Annotated in this window: 5 protein-coding genes; 1 reads left to right on the top strand and 4 read right to left on the bottom strand. The window is 42.5% G+C overall.

Annotated elements, in window-relative coordinates:
• Nucleotides 1-37 precede the first annotated feature (37 nt).
• Nucleotides 38-4,267 (top strand): two-component regulator propeller domain-containing protein, encoded by a 4,230-nt coding sequence (locus ACMA1I_RS05895; RefSeq protein ID WP_337067367.1) that lies wholly within the window; start codon nt 38-40, stop codon nt 4,265-4,267.
• A gap of 243 nt (nt 4,268-4,510) precedes the next feature.
• Here ACMA1I_RS05895 and ACMA1I_RS05890 read toward each other — a convergent pair whose 3' ends face one another.
• From ACMA1I_RS05890 to ACMA1I_RS05875, 4 genes are all read right to left on the bottom strand, one after another.
• A complete protein-coding gene (locus ACMA1I_RS05890; RefSeq protein ID WP_337067366.1) occupies nt 4,511-4,759 on the bottom strand; it encodes a hypothetical protein in 249 nt (82 codons plus the stop codon).
• A gap of 221 nt (nt 4,760-4,980) precedes the next feature.
• A complete protein-coding gene (locus ACMA1I_RS05885) occupies nt 4,981-5,454 on the bottom strand; it encodes an integrase core domain-containing protein (RefSeq protein ID WP_337067365.1) in 474 nt (157 codons plus the stop codon).
• A 5-nt stretch (nt 5,455-5,459) separates the two neighbouring features.
• A complete protein-coding gene (locus tag ACMA1I_RS05880; RefSeq protein ID WP_337067364.1) occupies nt 5,460-5,879 on the bottom strand; it encodes a hypothetical protein in 420 nt (139 codons plus the stop codon).
• 255 nt (nt 5,880-6,134) lie between these two features.
• The gene (locus ACMA1I_RS05875; RefSeq protein ID WP_337067363.1) at nt 6,135-12,779 is read right to left on the bottom strand and encodes a T9SS type A sorting domain-containing protein; all 6,645 of its coding nucleotides are present in this window, start codon (nt 12,777-12,779) and stop codon (nt 6,135-6,137) included.
• Between the last annotated feature and the right edge of the window lie 331 nt (nt 12,780-13,110).

Raw genomic sequence — 13,110 nt, 5'->3', positions numbered from 1 at the left:
TGTACCCGCGAAAGCAACGAAATTTCTACTGCCATTTATGAAGAATAGTGTAAGCTATCATCTAAGCCGGATAAACAGAACAAACCATAAAATAAATAGAATGGTTTTGTTTTATATAGCCAGGAATGGAAGAAGAAATAGCATCCTTTTTATCAATCTATTCATACTTATAGCAGCATTTATTATGGGAAGTGCAAGCTCCATTTTTGCGCAACCAACTTCCTTTAAATTCAACCACCTTACAACTATAGACGGGCTCTCCCAAAGTAGTGTAAACTGGATTCATCAGGACAAGCAAGGGTATATGTGGTTTGCTACCAGCGACGGCCTGAATAAATTTGATGGATATGAATTTACCATTTACAAATACAACAGCAAAGACAGCACCAGCATCAGCGACAACCTTATAGAAACAATTTATGAAGATAGCCAGGGCAATTTGTGGATAGGCACAAGAGGAGGAGGTCTTAATCTTTTTAACAGAGACCATGACAACTTCACCAGGTATCTGCATGATCCCAAAAATAACAACAGTATCAGCTGCAATGAAGTTTTTTCCATACTGGAAGATGAAAAGGAAAATCTGTGGATAAGCACCTCCTCCGGACTTAATTATTTCAACAGAAGTAAAAACGTATTCAAGCGTTTTGCTCACGATCCAGGCAATAGTAATAGTCTCAGCAATAATTATGTTCTCCAACTATTTAGAGGTAGCGACGGACGGATTTGGCTAGGCTGCCGTGGAGCCTTAAACCTATTCGACTCCAAAAGAAAAAGTTTCAAACATTTCCTGCCTGATGAGTATGTAGAAGGTTCCACTATTTCGGGAATTGCTGAGGACGAAAAAGGGAATTTATGGGTGGCGTATGACGGTAGCGGCTTATTTTATTTCGATGTGGATAATGAGCAGTTTACCCGAGTAGGCCATACAAGAATTAAAAATACCATATCTCACAACGGCATTACCAGTATTGCCCAGATTAATGGGAACTTATGGATAGGAACCCACCAGGGAGGGCTGAACATTCTGAACCTGAAAACACGCACCTTTAATAATTATAAGAACCAACCCAACAATACCAATAGCATTAGTTCAAACACCATTCATTCTATTTTTGAGGATCGGCAGGGCAACGTGTGGATAGGCACATGGAGCACTGGTTTGAACGTATTGTTCAATGAGAAAAAATTTCTCCATTACAAGTGTACCAGTAGTGGTGGTAATACCCTCAACAATAGTATAGTAAAAAGTATAATGGAAGATGAGGAAGGCAAGTTCTGGATAGGTACCGAAGGAGGAGGACTCAACTATTTCGACAGGGATAAAAATTCCTTTATAAATTATATGAGTCATCCTTCCTGGGAAAGTACTGATTATATTTTAGGAATGTTTAAAACCAAAAATGGAAACCTCTGGATCGGCTCCTACCGAGGAGGATTGAACTATTACAATAAGAAAAATAAAAGCTTTACAAATTTTAGGTCCGATAAAAATAACCCTGAAAGCCTCAGCAATGATGATGTAAGTGTTATGCTGGAAGATTACGAACAGAATCTGTGGGTAGGCACCTGGGGGGGAGGGCTTAACCTTTTAAATAAAGGAACAGATAGATTTATCCATTTTAAGCATAAGCCTAACAAACCAGCGAGTTTGTCGCGTAATTTAGTTAATGCTCTTTTTGAAGATAGTAAAAGAAATTTGTGGGTTGGTACTGACGCAGGATTGAATCTACTGAACAAAGACAGGAAAACTTTCAAGGTATTTCTTAATAATGAACAGGACCCACTTAGCTTAAGCAACAATAGTATCTTGGTATTTCATGAAGACAAGAAAGGTCGGCTATGGATAGGAACAGGTGGTGGCTTAAATTTATATCATCCAGAAAAGGAGAAATTCACTTCATATACAGAAAAAGATGGGTTACCGAATAATGTTATTGTTTCTATCCTGGAGGATGATCATGGCAACCTGTGGCTTGGCACCAATAAAGGAATTTCTAAGTTTGACCCAAAAGAACGTTCCTTTAGAAATTATACAGTTGGGGATGGATTACAGGGCAATGAATTTAAACGGCAGGCAGCCTTTAAAAGCAAAAGCGGGGAAATGTACTTTGGAGGGGTCAATGGATTTAACATTTTTCATCCGGATAGCATAAAAGATAATAATTACTCCCCCCCTGTAGTGTTTACAGATTTTCAGATCTTTAATAAGAGTATTCACCCTAATGCCCCTGACTCGCCCCTTCAGGAGCATATTTCAGTAACTAAAGAAATTGTACTTCCCTACCACCTATCGGTAATTAGTTTTGAATACGCTGCCCTAAATTATCTGCTTCCTGAACAGAATCAGTATGCTTACATGTTGGAAGGCTTTGATAAGGAATGGAATTATGTAGGTAATGCTCGTACAGCCACATACACAAACCTCGATCCGGGTAAGTATCTATTAAAAATAAAAGCTTCCAATAACGACGGCGTGTGGAATGAAGAAGGAACTACCCTTTCCATTATCATCACTCCCCCTTTCTGGAAAACTACACAAGCTTATATCCTCTATGGGGTCTTATTAAGTTTGCTCATGTATGGCGCCTTAAAATACTATTCAGAGAGGATTAAGCTCCAAAATTCGTTATTATTTGAGAAAAAGCAACGCCAGTTGGAGCATGATCTAAATGAGGAAAGGCTTCGTTTCTTTACAGGTTTCTCACATGAATTAAAAACACCACTTACCTTGATTTTAGCTCCGGTAGAAGACTTAATAAATAAGAACGGTAAGGACAAGCATAGTCTGAATCTTATTCATAAAAATGCCAGATACCTGTTACAGATCATAAATAAATTATTGGAGTTCAGGAAAACCGAAGTTGACCTGAATGAACTTAAGATAGCAGCATACAAACTCAATTCAATTTTAGAAACATGGATTAATAATTACCAGCATTTGGCACAAAAAAGGAAAGTAGACCTTATCTACCATGCCACTAAACAGGATATAATAGCATATATTGATCTAGAGAAGCTACAAATTATGGTAAATAATTTGCTATCCAATGCTTTTAAATTCACGCCAGTACAGGGAAGAATTGAGGTAATTCTAAATCAAGATAAAAGTAATATCTTGATTCAAGTCAAAGATACTGGCATAGGCATTCACCCTGATGCTGTACCACGCATCTTCAACTGGTATTATAGTGAAGGCGGCTCAAAAAATGTAGGTACCGGTATAGGGTTAGCTTTGACTAAGAGGCTGGCAGAATTACACCAGGGGGATGTTCTAGTTGAAAGTACATTGAACCAGGGCACAACCTTTACCATTACCATACCACATGACCAGAAGTTGTCTCCTAATCCTCAAAAACATACTGTTCCCAACGTCTCAGATTATTTTTTTGATGTAGAAGTGCCTAACCTTCCAGACTTTGAATATTTAATTGAAAAAGAAGAGTGCGAAGAAAAAATTATACACACTAATAGCGAGACAACTAAAGAAGTTCTTTTACTAGTGGATGATAATCCAGGCATTATTCAGTATTTAACTGGCCTCTTAAAAGATGACTACAATATTTTGAATGCTTTTGATGGGCAACAGGGTTTAGAGAAAGCTTTTAAATATATTCCCGACCTTATTATCTCAGATATTAGCATGCCTAAAAAAAGTGGCATTGAGTTTTGTCAAAGCTTAAAACATCACGTAGCCACATCTCATATTCCAGTTATCCTATTAACAGTAAACAATACTTTTGAATATATTAAAAATGGTTTTACAGAAGGGGCCGATCTGTATGTGACTAAGCCATTCAATGGACAACTTCTACTTACTCAGGTAAAAAGCTTGCTGGAAAAACGTAAACAGCTAAAAGATTACTTTAATAGTAATACTAGTGAAGCTGAAGACGATAACGAAGAAGAAAACACTACGCTTTTCCACCTTGAAAAAAAATTCCTGGACGAACTGGAATCAACAATTCTGTCTCATATTGAATCAGAAGAGACGGACGTAGAATCCATTGCCCAAGCTTTAGGAATGAGTAGAACTTCACTTTTCAGGAAAATTAAAGCAATAACTGGGCAAAATATCAACGAGTTTATTCGCGCTGTAAAAATAAAAAAAGCCTCTGAGTTAATTTCTGAAAGTGGGTACAATATTTCTCAAGCTGCTTATGCAGTTGGGTTTAGCAGCATTAAACACTTCCGTAAACACTTCAAAGATCAATATGGAAAACTGCCTTCAGAATTAAATACTAAAAAGAGTTATAAGACTGTCTAATTCCGCTTTAGCTTATATGAAGTATTAGCTCCTCCTTAGAGTTGCAACCTTTAACTGGAGACCATTTCATGGCAGATTTAAATTGATAGTTAAATTTGACTAAGATAAAAAGACGTGTATTTGACGCTCCTTTAAACGGATGGCCATTGCCCTTTCCTAGGCGAGGGGATCAGCAGATGATTTATGTATAGATCCAGGCCGGTTGAGCAAGTGGCGGCAGAAGGACAGTTCCCTGTAAGTTCTCTAAGGGATTAAGTGACGATCAGAAAGAGATCGAGCGGCTACAAAAGGAGCTGAAGGAGGCGCAGTTGGAGCGGGATGTACCCGATGCTGACTCAACGTCTGCTGGTTTAAAAAGGCCATCAGCATCTTCTCCAGAGGTGACGGGCGGTATATGGATTCATAAATGAGCACGGCATCCAGTTTCCTGTTAAGAAGATGTGCAAAGTACTCAAAGTCAGTGCCAGTGCCTATTATTATTGGCTTTATCATCCGGTAAGTTTGCGGGAGCTCAAAGAGCAGGAGTTAGTGGCCCAAATCAAGGAAGTGTGTCAGCAGTGCAAGTGCCGTTATGGCAGCCATAGGATCAGTTTTGAACTCCGGGAGCAGGGGATTCTGAAAGTGCCTCGTTTTTCGGACAATTTAATTGATATTTCTTTCACTATTACTACTATGAAGTGGTCATGTAGTAAACCTTCGGTACAGGCCCTGTGTCAGGGGGCAGGTTCCATATGTCCACTTCTGCTTTTCAGAGGCCATTCCATTGGCGTCAGGTTCCCCAGCGCCTCATGCGGCCTTCTGGTGTTGTACTCCTCCACCCAAGCTTGAGCAAGCTCCCTGACCTCCTCTAGTTCGAGGAACAGGTAAGCATCGAGCACCTCCCTGCGGTAGCAGCCGTTAAAGCGCTCGATCAAGCCATTCTGCATCAGCTTGCCGGGCTGGATGAAATGCACGCTGATTTCTTTCTTCCTGCACCAGCTGGTGAAATCGGCGCTGGTGAACTCCGGCCCGTTGTCCACCCGGATGACCGCCGGCTTTCCGCGCCAGTCGATGAGCTGCTCTAGTGTTCGGACCACCCTTTTAGAGGAAATGGAAGAGGCCACCTCTATGGCCAGCGCCTCCCGGTTGCAGTCGTCTATCACGTTCAAAGTCCTGAACCTGTTGCTTAATATCAGGCTGTCACTCATGAAGTTCATGCTCTAGTTAAGGTTGCCGGCACGGGTGGAGCAGCGGCTGCTTCACCCGTGCCGGCAACCTTAACGTTACTTTCCTCTTTTTGTTGAGTTTGGGCAGCCTGTAGACCCGGTACACCCGCTTGTGGTTCCATGTCTTGCCAGCCCGTTTCAGGTAGGCCAGCAGCTTCCGGAAACCTTAGGTGGGATGAGCCGCGGCCAGCTCCTGCAGGGCGGTTATGACCTCCGAGTTCGTCCCTGCGGCTCCTGTAGTAGAACTGGGAGCGGGCAAGGCCAGGGAGTCGGCAGTCCCTGGCAACACTTAGGCCGTAGTCAGAGACGATCTCCTTAGTGAGCTGCCTTTGCTGCCCGTGGCTGACAGCCTTTTTTGTGATGACCTCCTTGAGAATCTCGTGGTTGGGGCTCAGGTCCGCGAACATCTTCTTGAGCCGGGCATTCTCCTCCTCCAGCTCCTTGAGGCGCTTCACCTTGGAGACCTCTATTTAATATAATATCTGTTATAATCGATTATTTCTGCCATTTTGTTTAGAGGGGAGTTGACTAGAGAGAACAGGTTGTGATTCATTTCATCCTCGTTATAAAAAATAAACAGGTAGACCAGGTCCTGTTGCGCGTTGACTGATGTATTACCTCTACTACAGATAATTCCTCATTTAAAAAGCAAAACATTTAACTTAGTTTTTCACTACTTTGATACTCTGTGCTGCTTGATCAGTAATAACTCTTAATAAGTAGGTGCCTTGCCCTACCTTTTCAGGAATGGCCACTGCAACCTGGTTGTTACCTTTTACCAATGCTTTGCTGTCTTCCCAGATCTGTCTACCATTCAGATCGTATAAAATAATACGCCCAGGCTGTGCTGTTGCTACTTCAATTGAGACTTCAAGATGATGGACAAAAGGATTGGGATAAGCAGCGATAGTTTCTGAACCGGTACTAAAGCTTAATGCTCTTACAGCCGAATATGCATACTGACTATCTAGATCCTGTTGCCTTAACCTATAGTAACGTATGCCGGATTTACCAGCTTCTATATCTATAAATGAATACTGCTGTTCAATGCTGGAATTTATAGTATTTGATTTAACAAACCCAATGGCTCTGAAGGAATGGCCGTCAGGTGATACTTCCACTGAAAAACCTGCATTGTTTGTTTCTGTAGCTGTTTTCCAGGTAAGAACAGCGTTATTTCCGTTTTTCTTAGCTTGAAAGCCTGCTAAAGTAACCGGTAACGAAGAAACTTCTTCTCCACCTATCGCAAAGTCTGAAAATCCAGACAGCCCAGTTCTGCTAATTGTCAGGCTGGATTCTGTACCTGAAGCAGCAACATGAGTACCTTCTAAAGTCCAGGGCTGTAACTTATCAGCTCTTTTCAATACTACAAAATGAGTAAGTTTATCAATTCCTCCAAAATTAATTGCTTCAAAGGTAGCTTTATAAACACCACCTGTTAGTGCTTCGCTTCCTGTTGTACCGGCAGTAAGGGTCCAATAGCCAGATGTACCTGTTTTAGCTATTTTGTAATCTACATGGTTGCTGTTTTGTTGGGTTAGTGGCAGGCCAGAAATACCCGGATCAGAAGGAACAAACTCTGCTGTTAGAGTACCTCCTGAAGGTGCTACAGTATATTGAATGGTAGCCACGCGTCGGGTGGTGCTTTGGCCAACCGGAAATGTAATGTCAGCCCCTACAGAAGCTGATAGCCAGCGTTGTAATTTACCTGACACAAAACCACTGCCTGTAACCTCTACACTTCCTGTTGTTGTGGCACTGGTGCCAACTGTGAGCAAGTGCCCGTTGCTATACAGGATACTGTTTTCCAGGCGCAATGTTCCGGCTACGGTAGTTGGGGCTAATAAGCTAAACCCACTAGGATTGCTCACGGTTAAATTATGAAAAGAGGTAAGAGTGCTGCTTTGTGCGGCAGTACCACTGAATTTAACCGTTAATGCTTTCAAATCATAATCAACGAATTTGTATTGATTTATAAAATCGGCTTGTGCCAGAATACGAGTTACTTCTATGGTACCTGTTCCGGTAAGGGTTCCTACTGTCCCGCTGGTGTTCACAACGACCTCAGGTGCGGGTTTGAAAACACCACCCGGGCCAATTATCAAAGCGTTTTCAACATTTAAATTTCTTAGCGCGCTAACAGCAGCAGTGTTGTTCGCCACAAACAGATCATAAAAGTTGGTTTCTGCAGTGCCCGTGATTTCCTGTGCAGTATTTCCGTTAAAATGGACTTCGTTATACTCTAGGTTCAGCTCACCATTCGTATATAAATTCCCTTTTATGTTAATGTCTGTTAAGACTGTTGTAGAATCGTTTATAACAAGATGATGAAAATTAGTTGTTCCAGAACCTGAGATAGAAGCATTGATAGTATTGAAGGTGAAGGTGGAGGAATTGCCGTTGAAAGTGCCATCGTTAATAAAAGCACCCGTTATGGAGTGGCTAAGCGCAGTACCCCCGTTGAATGTACTACCCTGTTCTATCATTAAATTGTTTGAAATATTCCAACCACGAGAGGGAATTACACCTGCTGCATGCGTATTCGTAACCTCAATATTTGTAAGATTCTGCGGGCAGCTGGTTAAAGTGATTTTGCCACTTCCGCCAAACCGCAACGTGCCTGTACTATGTAAGCTAGAACCTAAGGCAAGCGTTCTATCTGTGGTGGGGCTAAAATTAAGAACACCAGAGCTTGTTACGGTTCCCTCATTCATAAAGGCACCATAAAGATTATGCGTATATATGCCACCATTAAACGTTGAACCAGCATTTACCTGTAATAACCCATTTACTGTCCAGCCAATACTGGCAGTAATACCCGCGGTATTGTCTATAATAACGGTGATAAAGGTTGGAACGCTGTTAGAAACCAGAATTGGTGCTACCGATCCAGTGAGTATCATTTTGCCTGATGAGGTCGAGGACATCGTACCCACTAAACGGATAGTTTGCAACCGCGTACCAGTATAAATCACAGTGCCATCGGTAGACATGTTACCAGAGTTTGTTACATTTCCAGAGAAAATAGTTACACCATTACCAACGGCTATACTCCCAGCATTGTTAAAATCATTAAGCACTCTTGTCGTATCGGAAACCATGTTATAACTACCGGTGACAATCAGGTTGTATAAATTAAATTTACCAGAAATTGTTTTGGATTTTCCGGCTAAGGTTAAAGTACCGGTACCTGGATTTACTGTGCCGTAGCTGGTTACATTGCCTTCGGCGGTTACTGTAAAAGAACCTGTTTGCAGTGTAGAACCATTGCTTATATTTAAATCTCCTTTTACAGTAGTGGCACCTAACAACGTTTTTGCATTAGTGCCTCCGTTTTGGAAAACAAGGTTGCCATAGCTTACCCGTGCTACATTCTGTGTGCTGGTTCCATTATAATAAACTGTGCTGGTGGCATTCAGGTTGTTTGCGTTAAAATTAGCAGGGTAATTTGCAGTGCCAGCCAGGTATAAAGCCGTATTAGCAGCCATATTAAAATTTCCTCCAGCTGCACTTCTGTTTAAAGTAAAGGTTTGTAAATCAACTGCTCCGGCGGATATAGTTATATTCCCGTTCAATCTTATATTGTCGGTAAGTGTAAGGGTACTGTTACCTTTCTCTACTAACAGTTGGTTAAAAGTAGTGGCATTAACTGTTTGGGGCCCGGAGCCATTAAATTTAACTGTTCCGGAAGATGGAACAAAGGTGCCGTTGTTCGTCCAGTTACCTCCCATTTCGTGCGTGAAGGCGCCACTATCAAAAGTAGTGCCAGGAGCAAGGGATAAGTTGCCCTTGACAGTTAAGTTGCCTTCAGCCAACAGTACAGATTTGTTCAGGAGGCGCAAGTCCCCGGCTACTGTAGCTGCCGAGACAGTAGCCACGCCATCACTGCTATTTATAACCAAATGGTTGTAGTTGATATTCCCCGCTACGGTTTGGCCGTGGTCGCCTTGGTAAGTCACGGTGCTGGAGCCTGCAGTAAATAAACCATTTGTGTAGTTATAATCATCACCTATGATAAGATTGCCAGCCCCTGTAAAAGTTATAGCGGCATTGCCCGACTGGGTAAGCGATTGTTCTACATGAACGGTACCTGTAGCGACTGTAAGGTTGATGTCATGCCCGGTTTCACCGTCGCTTAACTCTAAATCGCCGCCTATGGCAAGTCGTTGACTACCGATAGAAAGGGTGTGGGATGCATTCTCTGACCATAGGCCATTTATATTACCACCTACTTCTAAATTACCTCCTGCAAGTGTAAGAGTAACAGGTGAGGCACTCCCAAACTGAACACTCCTTGCCACCGCATTGGCAGAGATAACAGGCTGACGAGAAAAAGGAATCTGGCCTATTTCCACAATATCGGATGCTAAAGGCACTCTTTCTATTGTAGAACCTTCTACAACCCAGTTTGATGGAGTATGCCAATCCTGGCTGATGGTTCCTCTCCATTGCACCACCGAGTTTAAATTAGAGAAGGTCCAGTTGCCGGAAATGTTAGACAAACCGGTCGCTTCTACCCATCGGTCTGCTAAACTGCTTCCTGTTTTTTGGATTGGTGTCCAGGTGGAGGCTGTATTTTGATAAATATTTAAGTCTTCTGCCGTGTTACCATTTAATTCTTGTTCACGATAGGTCATACGCCATGTGGCGTTAGAGTAGGTGCCGGAAGGGATAGTAACGGTATATAATCTGTTGATGGCACCCCCGGAAGGGAAGCTGCTGACATTGGAGCCTGGCACCACTCTAACGGTTACAGAATTAATGTTACTGGCTGAGCCAAATGTTAAAGTATTGTTCGGTCCTGAAAACGCATACGTAGTGCCAGCGCTAAAAGCATGTGCCCGCGTGATGGTGCCATGAATGATACCGGGCCCGGTTCTGGTGTTGGCAATGGTTAATACCTGTGCCCTGGTTTGCATAGCGCCGGCAACCATATTTACTGTTGACGCATTTACATGATTATTTAAAAAAATGGTGTTGGTTGCGGATGATTTTTCTACCGTTAAAGTTGTGAAGGTAGTAGCGCCAGTAATGCTTGCATCATATACTCCAGTAAATCTTATAGTGCTGGTATTTGGGTTAAATGTGCCGCTATTTATCCAGTTGCCTTGTATGGTGTGTGTGAAATTTCCTGCCGAAAAAGTTACGCCACTATTCACCTGTAAATAGCCATTCGCAGTTAAGTTAGCGACACCCGTTTTGGTGCCTGTACCGGCCATAATAATATGGTGGTAAGTAGTGCCGGTAATGTTCTGGTTGTTGCCGTTATATTCAACTGTATTTGGTGAAGTGGTAGTAACATCAAAGGTGCCGGAGGTGAGCGTAAGATTCCCTGTAATTCCTAAGCTTGCGTTAGCTGCCAGCTGCAAGCTATTGCCGTTTAGGGTAACATTAAATAAATTGAAGTTAGCACCGTAAGTAGATGTTCCTGAAAAAGTAATGGTGCCGGCATTAGCCGTCAGCAAACCATTGCCACTTAAATCAGCTTTTATCCTAAAGCTGCTGCCTGTAGTAACTGTACCGGTAATACGGAGCGAATGCAGGTTCAAACTGCCCGCAGTCCCAGTGCTCAGTGTTTTATTCAAACCGGTTAAATGGATGGTGCCGTCAGTCAGGTTAAAGGCATTGGAGTTAGTATTTGTTACTAATAAGTTACCGTTTACTGTCAGGTCGCTTGCTGAACTAATGCTTCCTGAAACAGTCAGGTTATCGAAAGTATAGCCCAAACCAGTAATTGTTTTGCCTGTTCCACTCATGGTAAATGTGCCTGCGGCAGGAGTGCCACTGCTTTCTGCCGCATGAATAAAAGTGCCTGCACCACTGGCAGATAAGTTGCCTGCTACTGTTATATTGATCGCTTTACCGGTAATGCTGCCATCTATGCTCAGGTTGTTGAAAAATGTGTGGGATGCACCTGCTATAGTTTTACCAGTTCCACGCAAGGCTATGGCACCAGTGCCTGTGCCTCCATTGAAGGTGCCATTGTTTGCCCAGTCCCCATCCAGTGTATGAGTAAAGTTGCCTCCGTTAAAGATAGTACCTGCGCCTATTAATATATTTCCGTTGATTGTAAGGGATTGGCTTGCTGTAAATGTAAGTACCCCTGTTCCAGTATTACTACTTGTCAGGTTGCCGGAAATAGTGATAGGAGCTGCTGCAAATGTTTTGGTAGGGGAGCCAGTACTAGCACTCAGAAGTAGGTTTCCGTAAGCTTCGCTGGAAACTGTCTGAATTGCGCCATTGTATTCCACTGTACTGGTAGTACCTAGTGAACGCTCAGCATAATTAGCAGGAAAAGTATTGGTGCCGCCAATACGAAGAGTAGCGTCGTTGGCTACACTAACAGTGCCGCCCAAGGTTGATGTAGCCCGGTTAGCTGTGAAACCTCCTAGATTCATTATGCCTGCATTTACGAGGAGTTGCCCATCAAATGTGCTGGCTGCCGAAAAAGTTATGTGATTGGTTAAGGTTTTAGTCATGCCACCACTGACCACTAGCACAGAATAAGGCCTATTAGAAAGCGGTGCAATAGTTTGGTTTATGTCTGTTGCGGCATAATCTATGGTACCGCCGGTATGTAGGGTAGTGGGGCCAATGGAATAGTTACCCGAATAAGTAGCCGCTTTAACTTTAGCAATTCCGCTGGAGGTGAGAGTAAAGGTCGAACCAGCTAGCGTAAGGAGGTTCTTACCCGGATCTAACGTGCCCGAGACAGATAATGCAACAGTAACGCTGATAGGAGAAGCAATAGTAGTGGTACTGCCCTGGTTTATGGTAAGACCCATAAAGCTTGTTGTCCCGGTAAGAGTTTGACCTGTACCTGTAAATATAACAGTGGGAATGACTTTCTTACCCTGGGTAGATCTAGCAGGCACGTATTTGCCGGTATTACTCCAGTTACCGGCTACTTTTAATGTAGAACCTGAATGGTTAAGTGTGCCAAGTGTGCCAATCGTAAGGCTACCGCTAATCGTTAAGTGGCTTTTAGAGTTGTATAGGGTGATAGAGGCTGTTTTCGTGCTGCCAAGCAAGACCGATTTAGCATTTATAGAGCCTGTGGCAACAGGGTTATACCTTCCGGTATGGTGTTCATCTCCGATAACAGCATGGAGAGAGGCATTAGGCACACCACTGGTCCAATTGGCTGATGTATACCAGCCAGTGCTGTGAGCTCCGGTCCAGCTGGTGGTTTGGGCTGTAGCTGGTAATACTGCTAATACAAAACAAAAGCAAAACAGCAGACAGAACATTTTGTATTTAAGCAGTATTGGGATCTTTTCCGTCTGTGGGTTGTAAATGTTCATCATCGTGAGGGGGTAACGAGATATTTTAATAATCCAAATTGATGTTTTATGTCCCAGTAGTTAACTGGGAATATAGAATTTGTATATCAACGATTGGTTGTTTCAGGCGGTAGCATTAAAGAAGTAATGCTGAAGTTTTTCTGCTAATATCAAGCAGAAAATCTGCTTGCTTTGTAGCAAGTCTGAGCAAGTTCGAATTCAGCATTTAAAATGGTCTTTCAGGCCAGCATTACATGTTTAGCACTTAATGAAAGCTGTTTGATATAAGTTCCTGATAATAAAAAAAGCAATGATTTAATTTACTATTCAAAAAAATTAGAGTATATCACTTGAT

Origin of the sequence: Pontibacter sp. 13R65 (assembly GCF_047525655.1) — a bacterium.
Lineage (GTDB): Bacteria > Bacteroidota > Bacteroidia > Cytophagales > Hymenobacteraceae > Pontibacter.
Note: the sequence above shows the minus strand (reverse complement) of the source record. Positions and strands in the feature narration are given on the sequence as shown.

What these genes read in the sequence shown, in the direction of transcription:
- ACMA1I_RS05875 (WP_337067363.1), bottom strand. Translation starts at nt 12,779, where the DNA reads ATGATGAACATTTACAACCCACAGACGGAAAAGATCCCAATACTGCTT.
- ACMA1I_RS05885 (WP_337067365.1), bottom strand. Translation starts at nt 5,454, where the DNA reads ATGAGTGACAGCCTGATATTAAGCAACAGGTTCAGGACTTTGAACGTG.
- ACMA1I_RS05895 (WP_337067367.1), top strand. Translation starts at nt 38, where the DNA reads ATGAAGAATAGTGTAAGCTATCATCTAAGCCGGATAAACAGAACAAAC.
- ACMA1I_RS05890 (WP_337067366.1), bottom strand. Translation starts at nt 4,759, where the DNA reads ATGATAAAGCCAATAATAATAGGCACTGGCACTGACTTTGAGTACTTT.
- ACMA1I_RS05880 (WP_337067364.1), bottom strand. Translation starts at nt 5,879, where the DNA reads ATGTTCGCGGACCTGAGCCCCAACCACGAGATTCTCAAGGAGGTCATC.